We start from the raw sequence: 18,475 nt of genomic DNA, 5'->3' as shown, positions 1-18,475 counted from the left end.
CCGGACCCGGCTCGGCGGGAGGGTGCCTAAGCTTGTGGACAAACGATGCACGCCCTCACCGCCCAGCTCCTCGTCATGGTCGCCGCCGTCATCGCCGGCGTGCTCGTGGCCGAGATGATCGAGTCCCCGGTCCGTAGCTGGGCGAGCCGCCTCGCAGCCGGCCGGCGCCGCTGAGTCGGAACAGCGATCCGGCTCAGCCCGATCCACCGCGTCGCCCTCGGTCTGCCGCGCGCCCTTCGCCTTGCGTGCCACCATGTTGCCATGCTAGGCGGTCGCCGCGCCGGGCAGGGGTCTCTATGCCCCCGGTTTCCCGGGACAATCCCATTTCCTACGGCCGTCCTCTCCGAGCCCGATGCGGGCACGGATCCGGGACGAAACCGCGGGCAAGGCAAAGAGAGAGCGGCGGGTGGCGCAGAACGGTTCCGATGCAGGTCCCCTCGTCGCGGGCATGGCAGGCCGCTACGCCTCCGCCCTGTTCGATCTGGCCCGGGACGAGCGCCAGATCGATGAGGTCGCTGCCGGTCTTGACCGGTTCGACGCCCTGCTCAAGGAGAGCGCGGATCTCCGCCGCCTCGTGAAGAGCCCGGTCTTCACCGCCGAGCAGCAGGCCGCCGCGATCGCCGCCGTGATCGAGAAGGCCGGCGTCACGGGGCTCGCCGCGAACTTCATCCGCCTCACGGCCGCGAACCGCCGCCTGTTCGCCCTGCCCGGGATGATCACCGCCTTCCGCGCCCTGGTGCAGGGATCGAAGGGCATCGTTCGCGCCGAGGTGCGCGTGGCGGAGAAGCCCTCCGACGCGGTTCTCGAGGAGATCACGGCCAGCTTGCGCGACATCGCCAAGTCCGAGGTCGCGGTCGACCTCCACGTCGACCCGAGCCTGATCGGCGGCCTCGTCGTGAAGATGGGCTCGCGCATGGTCGACGCCTCGCTCCGCACCAAGCTCAACGGCATCCGCCTCGCGATGCGCGAAGCCCGGTAAAGCCGGCGCACCGCATCCGACACCGACACTGAACAGATCCAGACAAGAGGCCCGACGATGGACATCCGCGCCGCCGAGATCTCCGCGATCCTGAAAGAGCAGATCAAGAACTTCGGCGAAGAGGCCGAGGTCTCCGAGGTCGGGCAGGTCCTGTCCGTCGGCGACGGCATCGCCCGCGCCTACGGCCTCGACAACGTCCAGGCCGGCGAGATGGTCGAGTTCGAGTCGGGCGTCCGCGGCATGGCCCTCAACCTCGAGCAGGACAACGTCGGCATCGTGATCTTCGGCTCCGACCGTGAGATCAAGGAAGGCCAGACCGTCAAGCGCACCGGCGCCATCGTGGACGTGCCGGTCGGCAAGGGCCTTCTCGGCCGCGTCGTGGACGCGCTCGGCAACCCGATCGACGGCAAGGGTCCGATCCAGTCGACCGAGCGCCGCCGCGTCGACGTGAAGGCTCCGGGCATTATCCCGCGCAAGTCCGTGCACGAGCCGATGGCCACCGGCCTCAAGGCGATCGACGCCCTCATCCCGGTCGGCCGCGGCCAGCGCGAGCTGATCATCGGCGACCGCCAGACCGGCAAGACCGCGATCGCCCTCGACACGATCCTGAACCAGAAGCCCGCGCACCAGGGCACGGACGAGAAGGCCAAGCTCTTCTGCATCTACGTGGCGGTCGGCCAGAAGCGCTCCACCGTCGCGCAGTTCGTGAAGGTACTGGAGGACCAGGGCGCCCTGGAGTACTCCATCGTCATCGCCGCCACCGCCTCGGACGCCGCGCCGATGCAGTTCATCGCGCCCTTCGCCGGCTGCGCCATGGGCGAGTACTTCCGCGACAACGGCATGCACGCCGTGATCGTGTACGACGACCTCTCCAAGCAGGCGGTGGCCTATCGCCAGATGTCGCTGCTGCTGCGCCGCCCGCCGGGCCGCGAGGCCTATCCGGGCGACGTGTTCTACCTCCACTCGCGCCTGCTCGAGCGCGCCGCCAAGATGGGCGATGCCGCCGGCAACGGCTCGCTGACCGCTCTGCCGGTCATCGAGACCCAGGCCAACGACGTCTCGGCCTACATCCCGACCAACGTGATCTCGATCACCGACGGCCAGATCTTCCTTGAGACCGACCTGTTCTACCAGGGCATCCGCCCGGCGGTGAACGTCGGCCTCTCGGTCTCGCGGGTGGGCTCCTCGGCCCAGACGAAGGCGATGAAGAAGGTCGCCGGCAAGATCAAGGGCGAGCTCGCACAGTATCGCGAGATGGCCGCCTTCGCGCAGTTCGGCTCGGACCTCGACGCCTCGACCCAGCAGCTCCTGAACCGCGGCTCGCGGCTCACCGAGCTCCTGAAGCAGCCGCAATTCTCGCCGCTGAAGATGGAGGAGCAGGTCGCGGTGATCTACGCGGGCGTCAACGGCTACCTCGACAAGCTGCCGGTGGCCAAGGTCCGTCCCTTCGAGGACGCGCTGCTCTCCACGCTTCGCTCGAAGCACCAGGACCTGCTCGACGCGATCGGCACCTCGAAGGACCTCTCGGACGACAACGCGGCGAAGCTCAAGAGCGTCGTCGAGGGCGTCGCCAAGAGCGTCGCGTAAGCGCACGGCATCAACTGCGGGGGCGCCGTTCGGCGCCTCCGCCTCTGGCCCTTGAGACCACCGGACCGCTTCGATGCCGAGTTTGAAGGACCTGCGGAACCGCATCACCTCGGTGAAGGCGACGCAGAAGATCACCAAGGCCATGCAGATGGTCGCCGCCGCCAAGCTGCGGCGCGCCCAGATGGCCGCCGAGAACGGCCGCCCCTACGCCGAGAAGATGGCGGCGGTGCTCGGCAACCTCGCGGGTAGCCTCGTGGACGGCGTCGGCGCCCCGCGTCTGCTCTCCGGCACGGGCCAGGACCGGGTCCACCTGCTCGTGGTCTGCACCGGCGACCGGGGACTCGCGGGCGCCTTCAACTCCTCGATCGCGCGTCTCGCCCGCGACCACGCCAACCGGCTGATGGCGGAAGGCAAGACCGTCAAGATCATGACGGTCGGCAAGAAGGGCCTCGACGTCCTGCGCCGCCAGTTCCGCGACCAGATCGTCGCCTCGCGCGACATCCGCGGAAACAAGCCGGTCGATTACGAGTTCGCCTCCGAGATCGCCGAGGACATCCTGCGCCGCTTCGAAGCCGGTGAGTTCGACGTCGCAACCCTGTTCTACGCCGAGTTCCGTTCGGTGATCTCGCAGATCCCGACCGCGCAGAAGATCATCCCGGCCGAACTGCCGCAGGCGCAGACCAAGGGTCCCGGCACGGATGCGGCCCTCGAGTTCGAGCCCGACGAGGAGTCGATCCTCGACGCGCTGCTGCCGAAGAACCTGACGGTGCAGATCTTCCGCGCGCTCCTCGAGAACGCGGCCTCCGAGCAGGGTGCCCGCATGAGCGCCATGGACTCCGCCACGCGCAACGCGGGCGAGATGATCAAGAAGCAGACGCTGGTCTACAACCGCACGCGTCAGGCCATGATCACCAAGGAACTCATCGAGATCATCTCGGGCGCCGAGGCGCTCTGATCCTGAAACGAATCCCGAGCGCGCAGAGCGCGCTCCGTCCGCCACGGAATTGAAGGGTCCGCACACATGGCCAGCACCGCTCTCCCCGGCACCGGCTCAAACAAGGTCGGCAAGATCACCCAGGTCATCGGCCCGGTCGTCGACGTGCAGTTCGACGGCCACCTACCGGAGATTCTGAACGCCCTCGAGACCAAGAACAACGGCGCCCGCCTCGTGCTCGAGGTGGCCCAGCAGCTCGGCGAGAACACCGTCCGCTGTATCGCGATGGACACCTCCGAGGGCCTGACCCGCGGCCAGGAGTGCACCGATACCGGCGAGCCCATCAAGGTGCCGGTCGGCATGAACACGCTCGGCCGCATCATGAACGTCATCGGCGAGCCGATTGACGAGGCGGGCCCGGTCGTCACCGACACCTACCGCGCCATCCACCAGCCGGCCCCCCCCTACGCCGACCAATCGACCGAGGCGCAGATCCTCGTCACCGGCATCAAGGTGGTGGACCTGCTCGCCCCCTACGCCAAGGGCGGCAAGATCGGCCTGTTCGGCGGCGCCGGCGTCGGCAAGACCGTGCTGATCATGGAGCTGATCAACAACATCGCGAAGGTGCACTCGGGCTACTCGGTCTTCGCCGGCGTGGGCGAGCGCACCCGTGAGGGCAACGATCTCTATCACGAGATGATCGAGTCCAACGTCAACAAGAACCCGAAGGAGAACAACGGCTCGGCCGAGGGCTCCAAGTGCGCTCTGGTCTACGGCCAGATGAACGAGTCGCCCGGTGCCCGCTCGCGCGTCGCCCTCACCGGCCTGACCATCGCGGAGCAGTTCCGCGACGAGGGCCAGGACGTGCTCTTCTTCGTCGACAACATCTTCCGCTTCACTCAGGCGGGCTCCGAGGTGTCGGCGCTTCTCGGCCGCATCCCCTCGGCGGTGGGCTATCAGCCGACGCTGGCCACCGACATGGGCGCCCTGCAGGAGCGCATCACCACCACCACCAAGGGCTCGATCACCTCGGTGCAGGCGATCTACGTGCCGGCCGACGACCTGACCGACCCGGCGCCCGCCGCCTCGTTCGCCCACCTCGACGCCACGACCGTGCTGTCGCGCTCGATCGCCGAGAAGGGCATCTACCCGGCGGTGGACCCGCTCGACTCGACCTCGCGCATGCTCTCGCCGACCATCCTCGGCGAGGAGCACTACACCGTCGCTCGCCGTGTCCAGCAGACCCTGCAGCGCTACAAGGCGCTCCAGGACATCATCGCGATCCTGGGCATGGACGAGCTGTCCGAGGAGGATAAGCTGACGGTGGCCCGCGCCCGCAAGATCGAGCGCTTCTTCTCGCAGCCCTTCTCGGTGGCCGAGGTCTTCACGGGCTCGCCCGGCAAGCAGGTCGCCCTCGAGGACACCATCAAGGGCTTCAAGGGCCTGGTGAACGGCGACTACGACGACCTGCCCGAGGCCGCCTTCTACATGGTCGGCACCATCGAGGAGGCCCAGGAGAAGGCCAAGAAGCTGAAGGCCGCGGCGTAAGGCAACCCCGCCCCTCCCGCTCTCAGGGGAGGGGCGCTCTATCGGCTCCGGCCCGCACGCGGGCCGGGCAAGCCTCTCGGATCCGGGAACAGTTCAGGCGATGGCCACCTTCCACTTTGATTTCGTCGGCCCCGAGCGGTCGCTGTATTCCGGCGAGGTCGAGTCGGTGCAGCTGCCCGGCTCGGAAGGTGAGATGACGGTGCTTCCCGGCCACGCGCCGGTGCTGACCACCCTGCGGGTCGGCGTCATCGTCGTCACCGAGTCTCAGGGCAACGGCAAGCGCATCTACGTGCGCGGCGGCTTCGCCGATGTCGGCCCGACCAGCGTCACGGTGCTGGCCGAGCGGGCCGCCCCGATCGAGGAGCTGACGCCTGAGTCGATTGATCGCGACATCGAGGCGGCTCAGCTCGCCCACGACGCGACCGAGGACCAGCAGAAGCGCCAGGATCTGAACGCGCAGATCGTGCAGCTTCAGGAGACGAAGGCGCTCCTGCGGCTCTGATCCTGCCGGACCGGACGGTTCCGGACTCCACAGCCCGCCGCGACACTCTTCGGAGACCGTCGCGGCGGGCTTTTTCGTGTCCAGGCTACGCGCTCGTCCCGTCGAGGGCGTGGGCGATCAGCGCCTCGCGGCTCTCCGGATCGAGCGGACAGCCCAGCGCGAGCCATCGGACCCGGGCGCGGGCGAGCGCCTGTCCGACCGCGCGGCCCGGCACGAGACCGCGGGCGACGAGGTCGGCACCGGCGACCGGCAGGACGAGGGGCGGCCCGTCGCGCAGGGCCGCCAGGATCGCGCCGGTCTCCCGGGGGAGGGCGGGGCGCGGCTCGCCCGCCAGCACCGCGAGCGCACCTGAGGCGGCATCGACCCCGTAGACGGCCGCGAGTGCCCGGATCTCCGGCTCGGCGAGCGCGTCCCGGCTGCGGGCGGCGGCGAGCGCGGCGGCGTAGCGGTCGAGTTCCTGATGCTCGGCCTTCGACAGGCGCAGACGCTCGCGCAGCCGTTCCGCATCCTCGCGGGTCAGCACCGCCAGCGCGGCGAGCGGTGCCGGGCGTCCGGCCGCGAGCGACCGGTCCAGGCGGCCGCGCTCGCCGACGCCGCCGAGGATGCGCGCGAGCAGGCCGGTCTCGCTCAAGACGGCGATCATGGCGGGCGCGCCGGGCGCGGCCAGCAGCTTCAGGAACTCGGCCCGCACCCGCTCGCGCGACAGCCGGTCGAGGCTGTCGCGCGCCGCGATGCAGGCCGCGAGCGCAGGCGCGTCCGGCGTGCCGTGCCCGAAGCGGGCGTGGAAGCGGAAGAAGCGCAGGATGCGCAGCGCGTCCTCGCGGATCCGCGTCGCCGGATCGCCGATGAAGCGGACACGGCCCGCCGCGAGATCCGCGACGCCGCCCGTGGTGTCGTGCAGGCGCCCCTCCGCGTCGAGGGAGAGCGCGTTGACGGTGAAGTCGCGCCGCGCGGCGTCCTGCGCGAAGTCGCCGCCGAAGCGCACCACCGCGTGGCGCCCGTCGGTCTCGACGTCCTCGCGCAGCGTCGTCACCTCGATCGGCTCGCCGGCGGCGATCAGCGTGACGGTGCCGTGCTCGATCCCGGTCGGCACGGCCTTCAGCCCTGCGGCGCGGGCGCGCGCCATCACGGCCTCGGGCAGGAGGGTGGTCGCCAGATCGATGTCGGCGGCGTCGCGGCCCAGCAGCGCGTCGCGCACGCAGCCGCCGACGAGGCGCGTCTCCGCGTCCGGGCCACTCAGGGCGGCGAGCGCGGCGCGCACGCTCGGCCGGGCGCGCAGACGCGCGAGACCCTGTCGGTCGAGATGCTGCATCAGCGGAACTGCCCCGGCACGAGCCGCCCGTTCTCCATGTGGGCCGGCACGTAGCCGCCGGTGCTGCGCGCGGAGAACAGCCCCGTATAGACCAGGGAGGCGATCACCAGGGCGAGGCCCGCGAAGGCCAGGCGCAGGCTCTGGCCGTCCCAGTGCACCCGGCGCAGCGGGTTGCGGCCCGTCGCCAGCAGGTAGGTGCAGAAGAGCGCGAAGGGGATCAGGAAGATCCCGAATTCTTCGATGAGACGGCGCAGCATGGATGTCAGAACAGCGAAGGATCGGGACTCTGCTACCGCGCGAGCCGTTCGCGCAAGTTGTGCAGGATACCGGCGGTGACGCCCCAGATCAGGCGCTCGCCGAAGGGGAGGGCGTAGAAGTACCGGAGGCGCCCCTGCCATTCCTTGGAGCGCAACTGGTAGCGCGCCGCCTCCATCAGGAAGGCGAGCGGCACCTCGAAAACGTCCGCGACCTCCTCCGGGTTCGGCCGGAGACCGGCCTCCGGATCGACCAGTCCGATCACCGGGGTGACGAGGAAGCCGGTGCCCGAGAGGTAGGGGTCGAGATAGCCGAGCGGGCGCACCGCCTCCGGCGCCAGCCCGATCTCCTCGAAGGCCTCGCGCAGCGCGGCGTCGTGGGGCGTCTCATTGGGCTCGATCTTACCGCCCGGCAGGGCGATCTGGCCGGAATGGTCGCGCAGATGCGCGGCGCGCTGGGTGAGGACGAGGAACAGGCCCCCGGCGCGGGCCACGACGGGCACCAGCACGGCGGCGCGGCGGTGGGGCGGCGGCGGGACCACGGCGCTGCCGTCCGGGTCGAGGCTGTGATCGCCGCGCGGGTTGGAGGTCGGATCGTCGGGGCCCGGCGCGCTCTGGGACAGACGCTCGGCGCAGAGGGCGAGGAAGCCGGCGCGGTCGAGGCTCACGCGGCCTCGTCCGGCGCGATGCGGTGGAAGGCGCCGCCGGCCTCGAGGCCGAGCCAGGGGCGGCCGTCGAGGACGCGGCTCTCGGCCATCTCGACGAGGTCGTAGGTCAGCGCCCGGCTGACCAGGGCCCAGAGGTCGCCGCGGACCAGCAGGTACGGCTTGAGGGCCCCGCCCTCAGCCTGCTCGAAGCGCAGCGGGTGATCGGGCCCGACGGCCACGAGGTCGTCGACATTCGTGCGAAAGCTGATGCGGCGGTCACCGCCCGTGCCGTCGACAGCCATCTCGACGGCACAGAAGGGCGCATCCTCGACCGTGATGCCGACGCTCTCGACAGGGGTCACGAGCCGGATCGCGCCGTCGGGCTCCGCCCGCAGGATGGAGGCGAAGAGCCGGACCATCTTCTCGCGGCGGATCGGGCTGCCGTTATGAAACCACGTGCCGTCCGCGGCGATGCGGATGTCGATGGGACCGCAATAGGGTGGATTCCAGAGATGGACCGGGGCTGGCCCGCGCTGCGGAAGCCCCGCGAGGGCAGCGCCGAGCCGGGCGAGCGTCGGGTCGCTGGCGGGATCCGGGGTCGTGTCGCGGGCTGTGTCGGGCGAGGCGGCCATGCGGATCAGATAGCGCGCTCAAGCGCCCTCGGCATCGGGCCGCCGCCGCAGGATCTTCCAGACGCCGGAGGCGTAGGCGACGCGACGCGCGCCGACCAGCAGATCGGTGCGCAGGAAGACCATCGAGCCGGTGCGCCGCAGCACCTCGGGCCGGGCCTCGATCCAGTCGCCGAGGCGCGCCGCGTCGAGGAACTGCATCTCCATCTGCACGGTGACGCAGTTGGCGCCGTCGGCCGACGCCATGGCCGTCTCGCCGAGCGCCCGGTCGGCGAAGCTCATCAGCATGCCGCCATGCACGACCCGGATCAGGTTGGCGTGCTTCTCCGAGGCACGGAACGCGTAGGCGCCGTCCGCGCGGCGGAAGACCGGTCCGACATGGGCGATGAAGCCGAAATCGCAGATCGGCTCCCAGCCGGGCGGCACATCTAGATCGGTCATGGAGGTACCTTAGCCTTACGGGACGCCTCATGTCCCGCGCGGCTTCGCGCGCCGGGTCGGCGCCTCCGCGAGGGGATCGTCCGGCCAGGGGTGGCGCGGGTAGCGCCCGCGCATCTCGGTGCGGACGGAAGCCCAGGAGCCGCGCCAGAAACCCGGCAGGTCGCGGGTGATCTGGATCGGACGCTGGGCCGGCGAGAGCAGGTGGAGCACCAGGGGCCGCCCGCCCGCGGCGGGGTGCCGGTCGAGGCCGAACAGCTCCTGCACGCGGACAGCGAGCACCGGGCCGCCCTCCGCCTCGTAATCGACCGGGATGCGGGAGCCCGTCGGGACCTCGACATGCGTCGGAGCCGCGTTCTCCATGCGGGCGCGCAGGGACCAGTCGAGCAGGCCGTGGAGCGCGCGCGCGAGATCGTCCGCCGTGATCGCGTCGAGGCTCGTTCGTCCGACGATCTCCGGAGCGAGCCAATCGACCGCCGTATCGGCGAGCACCGCGTCGGAGAGGTCCGGCCAGGGCTCGCCCTCCGCCGCGCGGAGGAAGCGGGCGCGGGCGAGCCATTGCCGCAGGGCCGGTGTCCACGGCAGGCGGTCGAGGCCGAGCCCGCAGACGCCGCGGGCCAGGATGATGGCGGCCTCGCGATCGCCCGGTACCGGCAAAGTGCGCTCGCCGAGCGTCACGGCTCCGAGCCGGCGCAGCGCGCGGGCGCGAAGGGCGCGGGCCTGCGGGTCGAAGCTGACCTGCGTCACGGCCTCGATGCGCCCGGCGAACGCCGTCTCGATCGCCTCCGGGGCGATGGCGGCGGCGGCGAGAATGCGGGCGTTGCCGGCAGCGCCAGCGAGGTCGGCGACGACGATGAACGGCTCACGCGCGAGCGCCGCGGCGGGGTCGAGGCGTCCGGCCCGGCCGTTCGCCATCACGAACTCGCCGTCGCGCCCGCGTCCCTTCGCGACCCGATCCGGATAGGCGAGCACGAGGAGAGAGCCCGAATCGGCATGTTCGGCGGAGGCGGTCCCGCCCGCGAGCTTCGCCCAGCCGGCGCTGAGCCGGCGCATGTCGGCGGCGCGCTGCCCGCGGTCGCGGCGGAAGCGATCGAGCCGCTCGGCAAGATCGACCGCGTCGCCGCCGAGGCCTCGCTCGACCAGCACCGCGGCGAGATCCGCGGCAGTGCCCGCCTGTCCCCGCTCGGCCGCGCTCACCACCATCCGGGCAAGGCGCGGCGGCAGAGGCAGGGCGCGCAGCGCCCGTCCGGCCCCGGTGAGGCGTCCGTCGGCGTCGAGGGCGTCGAGGTCGAGGAGCATCGCGCGCGCCTCGCGAAGCGCGGGTGCGGGCGGCGTGTCGAGGAAGGCGAGGGCGGTCGGATCGGTCACGCCCCAGGCGGCGCAGTCGAGCACGAGGCCGGCCAGATCCGCGGCCAGGATCTCGGGACGGCCGAACGGATCGAGCGCGCCGGTCGCGGCCTCGGACCAGAGCCGCCAGCACACGCCCGGCTCCGTGCGGCCGGCGCGGCCCCGGCGCTGGTCGACGGAGGCGCGCGAGGCCCGCGCGGTGACGAGGCGGGTCAGCCCGAGGCCCGGCTCGTAATGCGGCACCCGGGCGAGCCCGGAATCGACCACGATGCGCACGCCCTCGATGGTCAGCGAGGTCTCGGCGATGGAGGTGGCCAGCACCACCTTGCGGCGACCCGATGGGGCGGGCGAGACGGCGCGATCCTGCTCGGCCGGCGTCAACGCCCCGTAGAGCGGCGCCACATCGACCTCCGGCCCGACGCGGCCTTCCAGCGCCTCTGCCACGCGCCGGATCTCCGCCTGCCCGGGCAGGAAGGCGAGCACCGAGCCGGGATCGGCCCGCAGCGCCCGCAGGATCAGATCGGTCATCGCCGCCTCGACGCGCTGGTTCGGGTCGCGCTCGACGTAGCGGGTCTCGATCGGATAGGCGCGGCCCTCGGATTCGATCACCGGCGCGTCGCCGAGGAGGCGCGCCACCCGCGCCCCGTCGAGAGTCGCCGACATCACCAGCACCCGGAGATCCTCACGCAGCGCCCCCTGGGCGTCGAGGGCGAGGGCGAGGCCGAGGTCGGCATCGAGGGAGCGCTCGTGGAACTCGTCGAACAGCACCGCGCCGACCCGCGCAAGTTCCGGGTCGTCGAGGATCATCCGGGTGAACACCCCCTCGGTCACCACCTCGATCCGGGTGCGGGCGGAGATCTTCGAGCCGAGGCGGACGCGCAGGCCCACCGTGTCGCCGACGCGCTCGCCGAGCGTCGTGGCCATGCGCTCGGCGGCCGCGCGTGCGGCCAGGCGGCGCGGCTCCAAGAGCACGATGCGCCGGTCGCCGAGCCAGGGCGCGTCGAGCAGGTCGAGCGGCACGCGGGTGGTCTTGCCGGCGCCGGGCGGGGCGACGAGAACGATACCGGTGCGCGTCGTCAGCGCGTCGCGCAGGCGCGGCAGGACGGCGTCGATCGGCAGGACGGGCGGGACGGCTGCTGGCATCGTCGCGGTGATGGCGTGCCCGCTGCGGCAAGGCAATCCGCGGCAGCCCAGAGACGATCCACTGTCCAGCAGCCGAGACACGGTTAGGACTCGGCCAAGACATAGCTCGAGATTCGATCGCACACGTTCAGAACCCGATAATCTTCCGGGCAGACGGCCTTCGGAAGCGAGGAATTTTTCCGTATCGGCCGGGAACCGCAACGATAGGAACGGCTTGACGGCTCGACGCGCGCAGCCTGCGCGACGTGGAGACGAACATGACGCGCATTGCCCTGACCCTGGCGACCGGCCTTCTGCTCGGCGGCCTGGCCTCGCTGCCCGCCTCGGCGGCCCCGCTCTCGGTTCCGGCGGGCGTCACCGCTTCCGACAGCGTCGACACGGTCGCGTACCGCCATCATCGCTACCGCCACCACTCGACCCGGGCCGAGCGCCGCGCGCGCCGCATGAACACCATGCGGTACGGCAACCCGAACGCCCGCAACCCGGAGCGCCCCGGCTACAAGCAGCAGCTCGGCAACACCACGGGCGGTCCGCGCTACTGATCCGAAGCTCCTCCTGCGAGAGGCCCGGGGCTGTCGCGCGAGCGGCGGCCCCTTTCCGTTTTTCTGGCCGCGCTTCTCCCCAGGGATGCGGCGACCCGCGCCTGATTCGACCGCCCGGCTCTGGTAGAACGGGGCATGGTCCGCAGCACCGCCGCCCGAAAGATCGCCAGCACCCCGGAGGCGGCGCCCGCACCGGACGTCTCCGGCGCCACGCCGATGATGGCGCAGTACATCGAGATCAAGGCCGCCAATCCCGACTGCCTGCTGTTCTACCGGATGGGCGACTTCTACGAGCTGTTCTTCGCCGATGCGGAGACGGCCTCGCGGGCACTCGGCATCGTGCTGACGAAGCGGGGCAAGCACGGCGGCGCCGACATCCCGATGTGCGGCGTGCCGGTGGAGCGGGCCGACGACTATCTCAGCCGCCTCATCGCGCTCGGCCACCGCGTCGCGGTCTGCGAGCAGACGGAGGATCCGGCCGAGGCCAAGCGCCGGGGCCCGAAATCGGTGGTGCGGCGCGAGGTGGTGCGGCTGGTCACGCCCGGCACCATCACGGAGGATCGGCTCCTCGACCCGGCCCGGGCGAACCTCCTGCTCGCCATCGGGCGGCGCAAGCTCTCGGAGACCGCCCACGCCTACGGGCTTGCGGCTGTCGACATCTCCACCGGCCGTTTTTCCTTGAGCGAGGTGACGGGCCAGGAGCTCTCCGGCGCGATCAGCCGGCACGACCCGCGGGAGATCGTGCTGTCGGAAGCGCTTCATGCCGATCCGGCCCTCGCGCGCATCTGGCAGGAGACTCGCGCGGCCGTCGTTCCGCTGCCGCAGGGCGAGCTGGAACCGGCGGCGGCCGAGCGGCGCATCCGCGAGCAGTACGGCGTCTCGACGCTGGAAGGCTTCGGCCAGTTCAGCCGGGCCGAGATCGCGGCGGCCGGCGCCGTGCTCCTCTATATCGCCCGGACCCAACTCGCGGCGCGTCCGCCCCTCCAGGTACCGACCCGCGAGGCCGATGGGGCGACGCTGAGCATCGACGCGGCGACGCGGGCCAATCTTGAGCTGACCCGCACGCTCTCCGGCGAGCGCCAGGGCAGCCTGCTCGACGCCATCGACCGCACCGTGACGGCGAACGGCGCGCGGCTGCTCGCCGAGCATCTCGCGGGACCGCTCACCGATCTCGCGGCCATCGCGCGCCGGCAGGAGGCTGTCGCCCGCCTCGCCGACGAGCCGGCTCTGCGTGGGGCCTTGCGCGACACGCTCGCCCGCGCGCCCGACATCGCCCGTGCCCTATCACGCACCGGCCTCGGCCGGGCCGGTCCCCGCGACCTCGCGGCGATCCGCGACGGGCTCGATGTCGCCGCCGCGCTCGGCGCCCGACTCGCGGCGGAGCCCGATCTACCCGACGCCCTGGCGCGGCTCGGGCGGCGGCTCGCCCGGATCGACGCGGACCTCGTCGAGACCCTGCGGGCCGCGCTCGCGGACGAGCTGCCGCTCAACCGCCGCGACGGCAATTTCGTGCGCGCCGGCTACCACCCGGAGATCGACGAGGCGCGGGCGCTCGGCCAGGATTCGCGCAAGGTCATCGCCGCGCTGCAGGCCCGCTACGCCGAGGAGACGGGCTGCCGGACGCTGCGGATCAAGCACAACAACATGCTCGGCTACTTCATCGAGGTGCCGCAATCGATCGGTGAGGCCTGCCTCAAGGGACTGATGCAGGACTTCGTGCACCGCCAGACCATGGTGGACGCGATGCGCTTCACCAGCGTCGAGCTCGGCGAACTCGAATCGAAGATCTCCGGCGCCTCCGACCGGGTGCTGGCACTGGAGAGCGCGGTGTTCGAGGAGCTGGCGGGCCGCGTGCTGACGCAGGGCGAGGCCGTCGCCGAGACCGCGGAGGCGCTCGCCCGGCTCGACGTGGCGGCGAGCCACGCGGAGCTCGCGATCGAGCGCGACTGGCGGCGCCCGGTCGTGGACGATTCCCTGAGCTTCGTCGTGAGGGCGGGGCGCCACCCGGTGGTCGAGGCCGCGTTGCGGCGGGCGGGCGAGGCCTTCATCGCCAACGATTGCGACCTCTCGGGCGACACACGTGGGCGGATCCGCCTGATCACCGGCCCCAACATGGGCGGCAAGTCGACCTTCCTGCGCCAGAACGCACTCATCGCGGTGCTCGCGCAGATCGGCAGCTTCGTGCCGGCGGCCGAGGCCCATATCGGCCGGGTCGACCGGCTGTTCTCCCGCGTCGGCGCGGCCGACGACTTGGCGCGCGGCCACTCGACCTTCATGGTCGAGATGGTCGAGACCGCCGCCATCCTGAACCAGGCGACGCGGCGCTCGCTGGTGATTCTCGACGAGATCGGGCGCGGCACCGCGACCTTCGATGGGCTCTCGATCGCCTGGGCCTGCCTGGAACACCTGCACGAGACGAATGCCTGCCGGGCGCTCTTCGCCACGCATTTCCATGAGCTGACCGCGCTCGGCCAGCGGCTCGCCCGGCTCGACAACGCGACCCTCAAGGTGGCCGAACACCGGGGCGAGGTCGTGTTTCTGCACGAGGTGGTGCCGGGCGTGGCCGAGCGCAGCTACGGCCTGCAGGTCGCACGCCTCGCGGGGCTCCCGGCAGCCGTGGTGGCGCGGGCCGGCGCGATCCTCAAGGGCCTGGAGAAGGCCGAGCGCGAGCGGCCGGGCCGCCCCCGGATCGACGATCTGCCGCTCTTCGCCAACCTCGCTCCGCCGCCCCCGCCGCCCGAGCCCGAACCCGCCGCGGACGACGCGTTGGGTCTACTCCTCGACGCGATCGATCCGGACGCGCTTACTCCGCGCGAGGCCCTCGACGCGCTCTATCGGCTGAAGCGCGCTCGCACCGAGGGCTGAGACAGCCTCACCTGGACCCGCGCGACCGCACCGAGCGTGCGGCAGCGCCGGTCAGCGCGCCGCTCAGCGCGCGGCCGCGCAAGCCGGGGAGGGACTGAAGCCGTCGGGGCAGTGAGCCTGGGGCCGACCCGCACGGCATCCGGCCACATAGGCCAGCGTGCTCGCCACCACGCGCTCGGAATAGGGCTTGGCGATCACCCCGAACGCTCCCGCGAAATCGTCCGGGATGCGCTTGGCGTTGGCCGTCATGAACACGACCGTGGTACGCGGATCGGCGGCAAGCGCCCGGGCCACCTCGACCCCGGTCGGCCCATCGACCAGATGAATGTCGACGAGTGCCACGTCCGGTGCGGTGGCGCGGCCGACCGCGATGGCCTCGCTCGAGTTGCAGGCGACACCGACCGTGATGTGACCGAGATCGTCAAGCAGACACTCGAGTTCGAGCGCGATCAGCGCTTCGTCCTCGACGACGAGGATGCGGAGAGGGTGGCCTGATGGCGCAGCGTCAGCCGTCATGGAACCTCGCTCGCCTCCTGCTCGGTCGAAGGGTCCGCCAACCTGCGCGAAGATCCGCCGCATCTCAAGCAACCGCCTGTAGCGGAACCCGGATCTCCACACGGGTACCGGGCACGCCCTCGGCCCAGACGATCGACCCGCGCAGTTGACGCACTACCATGTCAACGAGCGTGCGACCGAAGCCCGCCGGGTTCGAGGGCGCGGCAGCGAGCCCGACTCCATCATCTGCGATCACCAGGACCAGCGTGTCCCCCTCCCGGTGACCGTCGAGGGTGAGACGCCCGCTCCGCCCATCCGGAAAGGCGTGGCGCACCGCGTTCGTGGTAAGCTCGTGGATCATCAGGGAAAGCGGCGCGGCCATTGCGGCCGCCACGGCGATCGGCTCGACCCGTGCCTCGATCCGCGTCCGCTCCGGGTCGAGCCCGGCTTCGAGATCGGACAGGAAGTCGCTGGTGAAGTCGCTGAGGTTGAAGTGGGCGACATCGCCATCCGAGTAGAGCATCCGGTGCGCCGTCGAGAGGGCGCCGATCCGCTCGGCCATGTTCTGCAGGGCTTCGCGGGCCTCGCCCTCCGGTGTCCGGCGGGCCTTCAGCAGCATGAGCGAGGAGATCACCTGGAGGTTGTTCTTCACCCGGTGGTCGACCTCGTGCAGCAGCGCGGTCTTCTGGGCCAGGGCGTGCTCGAGATCCGCCGTCCGCTCGCCGACCTGCCGCTCCAGCTCGTCGTTTGTGCCGCGCATCGCCGATTCGGCGCGGCGCTTGTCGGTCATGTCGGCCTGGGCTGCGAAGAAGTATGCGATCCGGCCGACCGCGTCGCGGATAGGGCTGATCGTCATGCCGTTCCAGAAGGGCGTGCCGTCCTTGCGGTAGTTGAGCACCTCGAGGGCGACCGGCTCGCCGACAGCGATCGCGGCGCGCATGCGCGCGACCTCCTGCTGATCCGTCTCCGGGCCCTGCAGCAGGCGGCAGTTGCGGCCGATCAGCTCCTCGCGCGTGTACCCCGTCAGGGCCAGAAAGGCGCTGTTGACCCAGAGGATCGGGTTATCCTGAGCGCGCGCGTCCGTCACGATCATCGGCGTCGGGCTTGCATCGAAGGCGAGCGCGAACGTCGCCGGAGCGACCGCGGGTGGATAGGCGCTCTCGTGCGTCATGCTGCAACCGTCCGTGACGCCCGTCGCGGCCGCGCGCGCTTCCGTCAAGCGGAAGCGATCGTCCCCCCGGCCGTGCATCTCAAGGACCAGTTTTCGGCAAAGCCGTTAACGAAAGGTCGAGCATGATTTCCCCGTCATGTCGATCGAGTCGGCCGGCGACACGGATTTCACCCGCTCTCGCAGGTCGGCCACGGTTCTGCGGGACAAGGCACATGACTGTGAGGAGTTCCATTCCATGTCAGGCGGAACGGCGATGCGCACAGGAATGAAGGCCGCGCGCGAACCCAGGACCGGCAAGCCGCGCCTGCGCCTGCGCGATGTGCTGGACGATGCACGCATCGCCCTGATGCTGGCGCTGGGTTTCGCCTGCGGCCTGCCGATCCTGCTGGTCTTCTCCACGCTGTCGGCTTGGCTCGCCACAGCCGGAATCCAGCGCACCAGCATCGGGCTGCTCTCCTACGTCTCCTTCGCCTACTCGCTCAAATTCCTCTGGGCCCCGGTGATCGACCGGGCCGACCTGCCGTTTCTCTCCCGCCGGCTCGGGCGGCGGCGCTCCTGGATGGTGCTCTCGCAGGTGGCGGTGGCGATCGGTCTTCTCGGCATGAGCCAGGGCGATCCGGCAGCCTCGCTCAGCTTCATGGTGATCTGCGCCCTCGTGACCGCCTTTGCTTCGGCGACGCAGGACATCGTGGTCGATTCCTGGCGCATCGACGCCGCGCCGACCGAGCGGCAGGGCGTGATGCTGGCCGCCTATCAGCTCGGTTACGCCATCGCCCGAGCCTTCGCGGGAGCGGGCGCCCTCTACATCGCGCAGGGCGCGAGCTGGAGCCTCGCCTACGGGGCGATGGCGGGACTGATGCTGATCGGGCTGACAGCGGCCTTCCTGGCCCCGCGCCAGGATCCGGTGACCGTCGAGGGCGAGCGCCGCTCGTTCGGGACGACGCTGCGGGTCGCCGTGGTCGACCCCTTCTCCGACCTCGTCCGCCGCAAGGGAGCGCGGCTGGTGCTGATCCTGGCGCTGATCATGCTCTACCGCCTGCCCGACATCATCTCGGGCGTGATGGCTCAGCCCTTCTATATCGAGCAGGGCTTCACGCTGACCGAGATCGCCAACGTCACGAAGGTCTACGGGGTGATCGTCGGCGTGGTGGGAGCGCTCGCCGGCGGCTGGGCGGTGATCCGCTTCGGGCTGCAGGCCTCGCTTCTGTTCGGCGGCATCGTGGCGGCGGCCTCGAACCTGATGTTCTCCTGGCTCGCGGTCTCGGGCCACGACACGATGCTGTTCGTGCTGAGCATCTCGATCGACAATTTCGCGGGCAACTTCGCGGGCACCGCACTCATCGCCTACATGTCGAGCCTCGCCTCGCCGGCCTTCGTGGCGACGCAGTACGCGCTGCTCTCCTCTCTCTACGCACTGCCCGGCAAGTTCGTGGGTGGCTTCTCGGGCTTCATGGTCGACGCGATGGGCTACCCGGTCTTCTTCGCGGCATCGGCCGGCATCGGCATCCCGGTGGCGCTGCTCTGCCTCGCCCTGATCGCGCTGAAGGAGGGCGCGGCGGAGCCGGAGCCCGTACCGGTGCCGGAGGACGAGGCGGTCGTCGCCAAGGCGTGAGCGGCCCGATCGCGGAACCAAGCCGGAGGCGCGGCGCTTGCTCTGGGCTACGCGTATGCGGCGGCTCTGGCGCCGTCGCTGTGAGATCTGGGGACAGGACCGTGAGCGACCTCATTCTCGCCGACGAGACCGCACCGGCCACGATTGCGGCGGGCCGCGACCTCAGCCCGGAGGATCTGGCAGCGCTCCGCCGGGCCGTGCGGGCGCTGGAGCAGCCGGGCCTCGCCGCCCGGCTCTCGGCGGCGGCCGGCGCCCCGCTCGAGATGATCGGCCGCTCGCTGCCCGCTCCCGTCACAGAAGTCGTCGGGCGCAGCACCGAGGCGGCGATGCGGGGCGGCGAGAATGAGGTCGCTCACGGTCCTGTCCCCAGATCTCACAGCGACGGCGCCAGAGCCGCCGCATACGCGTAGCCCAGAGCAAGCGCCGCGCCTCCGGCTTGGTTCCGCGATCGGGCCGCTCACGCCTTGGCG

The 18,475-nt window shown here is 71.0% G+C and carries 17 protein-coding genes and 1 pseudogene; 10 read left to right on the top strand and 8 right to left on the bottom strand.

What is annotated here, in order from left to right; translation table 11 throughout:
* Positions 1–45: 45 nt before the first annotated feature.
* The 6 genes from MFF54_RS27575 (at position 46) to MFF54_RS01675 (ending at position 5,550) form a co-directional block, all read left to right on the top strand.
* Positions 46–174 carry a hypothetical protein gene (locus MFF54_RS27575; protein WP_283206237.1) on the top strand — a complete coding sequence of 43 codons (129 nt, stop codon included), beginning with the start codon at positions 46–48 and terminating at the stop codon, positions 172–174.
* Between the two features lie 232 nt (positions 175–406).
* Positions 407–979, top strand: a complete 573-nt coding sequence (locus MFF54_RS01695; RefSeq protein ID WP_238300782.1) for a F0F1 ATP synthase subunit delta — start codon at positions 407–409, stop codon at positions 977–979.
* A gap of 57 nt (positions 980–1,036) precedes the next feature.
* A complete protein-coding gene (atpA, locus tag MFF54_RS01690) occupies positions 1,037–2,566 on the top strand; it encodes a F0F1 ATP synthase subunit alpha (RefSeq protein WP_109953195.1) in 1,530 nt (509 codons plus the stop codon).
* Between the two features lie 73 nt (positions 2,567–2,639).
* The gene (locus tag MFF54_RS01685) at positions 2,640–3,521 is read left to right on the top strand and encodes a F0F1 ATP synthase subunit gamma (RefSeq protein ID WP_238300781.1); all 882 of its coding nucleotides are present in this window, start codon (positions 2,640–2,642) and stop codon (positions 3,519–3,521) included.
* Between the two features lie 66 nt (positions 3,522–3,587).
* On the top strand, positions 3,588–5,048 hold the full coding sequence (gene atpD / locus MFF54_RS01680; protein WP_238300780.1) for a F0F1 ATP synthase subunit beta: 1,461 nt from the start codon (positions 3,588–3,590) through the stop codon (positions 5,046–5,048).
* A 100-nt stretch (positions 5,049–5,148) separates the two neighbouring features.
* Positions 5,149–5,550, top strand: coding sequence for a F0F1 ATP synthase subunit epsilon (locus MFF54_RS01675; protein ID WP_238300779.1), 402 nt, complete (start codon positions 5,149–5,151; stop codon positions 5,548–5,550).
* 85 nt (positions 5,551–5,635) lie between these two features.
* Here the strand turns inward: MFF54_RS01675 and MFF54_RS01670 are convergent, their stop codons facing one another.
* From MFF54_RS01670 to hrpB, 6 genes are read right to left on the bottom strand one after another with little or no spacing between them, the layout of a single operon-like run.
* Positions 5,636–6,862 carry a CCA tRNA nucleotidyltransferase gene (locus tag MFF54_RS01670; protein WP_238300778.1) on the bottom strand — a complete coding sequence of 409 codons (1,227 nt, stop codon included), beginning with the start codon at positions 6,860–6,862 and terminating at the stop codon, positions 5,636–5,638.
* Entirely contained in the window at positions 6,862–7,119 is a 258-nt protein-coding gene (locus tag MFF54_RS01665) for a DUF6111 family protein (protein WP_238300777.1), read from the bottom strand. The genes MFF54_RS01670 and MFF54_RS01665 overlap by 1 nt, the downstream gene beginning before the upstream one ends.
* 32 nt (positions 7,120–7,151) lie before the next feature.
* Positions 7,152–7,784 carry a CoA pyrophosphatase gene (locus MFF54_RS01660; RefSeq protein ID WP_238300776.1) on the bottom strand — a complete coding sequence of 211 codons (633 nt, stop codon included), beginning with the start codon at positions 7,782–7,784 and terminating at the stop codon, positions 7,152–7,154.
* Positions 7,781–8,395, bottom strand: a complete 615-nt coding sequence (locus MFF54_RS01655; protein ID WP_238300775.1) for a DUF1285 domain-containing protein — start codon at positions 8,393–8,395, stop codon at positions 7,781–7,783. Before MFF54_RS01655 ends, MFF54_RS01660 begins: the two co-directional genes overlap by 4 nt.
* Before the next feature lie 18 nt (positions 8,396–8,413).
* Complete coding sequence (locus MFF54_RS01650; RefSeq protein WP_238300774.1) at positions 8,414–8,833, bottom strand: PaaI family thioesterase; 420 nt, start codon at positions 8,831–8,833, stop codon at positions 8,414–8,416.
* A 27-nt stretch (positions 8,834–8,860) separates the two neighbouring features.
* Positions 8,861–11,320, bottom strand: a complete 2,460-nt coding sequence (gene hrpB, locus MFF54_RS01645; RefSeq protein WP_238300772.1) for an ATP-dependent helicase HrpB — start codon at positions 11,318–11,320, stop codon at positions 8,861–8,863.
* A gap of 257 nt (positions 11,321–11,577) precedes the next feature.
* Here hrpB and MFF54_RS01640 point away from each other — a divergent pair, with 257 nt between their 5' ends.
* Positions 11,578–11,862: a hypothetical protein gene (locus tag MFF54_RS01640; RefSeq protein WP_238300770.1), complete on the top strand. Its 285-nt coding sequence runs from the start codon at positions 11,578–11,580 to the stop codon at positions 11,860–11,862.
* Positions 11,863–11,997: 135 nt separating this feature from the next.
* On the top strand, positions 11,998–14,727 hold the full coding sequence (gene mutS / locus MFF54_RS01635) for a DNA mismatch repair protein MutS (protein WP_370880254.1): 2,730 nt from the start codon (positions 11,998–12,000) through the stop codon (positions 14,725–14,727).
* A gap of 63 nt (positions 14,728–14,790) precedes the next feature.
* Here the strand turns inward: mutS and MFF54_RS01630 are convergent, their stop codons facing one another.
* Positions 14,791–15,243, bottom strand: a complete 453-nt coding sequence (locus MFF54_RS01630; RefSeq protein WP_238300768.1) for a response regulator — start codon at positions 15,241–15,243, stop codon at positions 14,791–14,793.
* A 64-nt stretch (positions 15,244–15,307) separates the two neighbouring features.
* Positions 15,308–16,393, bottom strand: a complete 1,086-nt coding sequence (locus tag MFF54_RS01625) for a PAS domain-containing protein (protein WP_283206239.1) — start codon at positions 16,391–16,393, stop codon at positions 15,308–15,310.
* A 253-nt stretch (positions 16,394–16,646) separates the two neighbouring features.
* Between MFF54_RS01625 and MFF54_RS01620 the strand changes: the two genes are divergently transcribed.
* Together MFF54_RS01620 and MFF54_RS01615 are read left to right on the top strand one after the other, a co-directional pair.
* A complete protein-coding gene (locus MFF54_RS01620; RefSeq protein WP_238300766.1) occupies positions 16,647–18,005 on the top strand; it encodes an AmpG family muropeptide MFS transporter in 1,359 nt (452 codons plus the stop codon).
* Positions 18,006–18,106: 101 nt separating this feature from the next.
* Positions 18,107–18,337, top strand: a pseudogene (locus tag MFF54_RS01615) (EcsC family protein); the annotation flags it as partial.
* Positions 18,338–18,475 lie beyond the last annotated feature (138 nt).

It is taken from the genome of Methylobacterium gregans (genome assembly GCF_022179245.1).
Taxonomy (GTDB): domain Bacteria; phylum Pseudomonadota; class Alphaproteobacteria; order Rhizobiales; family Beijerinckiaceae; genus Methylobacterium; species Methylobacterium gregans.
Note: the sequence above shows the minus strand (reverse complement) of the source record. Positions and strands in the feature narration are given on the sequence as shown.

Excerpts from the sequence above, each read along its gene's own strand:
- MFF54_RS01650 (WP_238300774.1), bottom strand. The coding sequence starts at position 8,833 with ATGACCGATCTAGATGTGCCGCCCGGCTGGGAGCCGATCTGCGATTTC.
- MFF54_RS27575 (WP_283206237.1), top strand. The coding sequence starts at position 46 with ATGCACGCCCTCACCGCCCAGCTCCTCGTCATGGTCGCCGCCGTCATC.
- atpA (WP_109953195.1), top strand. The coding sequence starts at position 1,037 with ATGGACATCCGCGCCGCCGAGATCTCCGCGATCCTGAAAGAGCAGATC.
- MFF54_RS01665 (WP_238300777.1), bottom strand. The coding sequence starts at position 7,119 with ATGCTGCGCCGTCTCATCGAAGAATTCGGGATCTTCCTGATCCCCTTC.
- hrpB (WP_238300772.1), bottom strand. The coding sequence starts at position 11,320 with ATGCCAGCAGCCGTCCCGCCCGTCCTGCCGATCGACGCCGTCCTGCCG.
- MFF54_RS01685 (WP_238300781.1), top strand. The coding sequence starts at position 2,640 with ATGCCGAGTTTGAAGGACCTGCGGAACCGCATCACCTCGGTGAAGGCG.
- MFF54_RS01655 (WP_238300775.1), bottom strand. The coding sequence starts at position 8,395 with ATGGCCGCCTCGCCCGACACAGCCCGCGACACGACCCCGGATCCCGCC.
- MFF54_RS01620 (WP_238300766.1), top strand. The coding sequence starts at position 16,647 with ATGCGCACAGGAATGAAGGCCGCGCGCGAACCCAGGACCGGCAAGCCG.
- MFF54_RS01625 (WP_283206239.1), bottom strand. The coding sequence starts at position 16,393 with ATGACGCACGAGAGCGCCTATCCACCCGCGGTCGCTCCGGCGACGTTC.
- MFF54_RS01640 (WP_238300770.1), top strand. The coding sequence starts at position 11,578 with ATGACGCGCATTGCCCTGACCCTGGCGACCGGCCTTCTGCTCGGCGGC.
- MFF54_RS01670 (WP_238300778.1), bottom strand. The coding sequence starts at position 6,862 with ATGCAGCATCTCGACCGACAGGGTCTCGCGCGTCTGCGCGCCCGGCCG.
- mutS (WP_370880254.1), top strand. The coding sequence starts at position 11,998 with ATGGTCCGCAGCACCGCCGCCCGAAAGATCGCCAGCACCCCGGAGGCG.
- MFF54_RS01630 (WP_238300768.1), bottom strand. The coding sequence starts at position 15,243 with ATGACGGCTGACGCTGCGCCATCAGGCCACCCTCTCCGCATCCTCGTC.
- MFF54_RS01675 (WP_238300779.1), top strand. The coding sequence starts at position 5,149 with ATGGCCACCTTCCACTTTGATTTCGTCGGCCCCGAGCGGTCGCTGTAT.
- atpD (WP_238300780.1), top strand. The coding sequence starts at position 3,588 with ATGGCCAGCACCGCTCTCCCCGGCACCGGCTCAAACAAGGTCGGCAAG.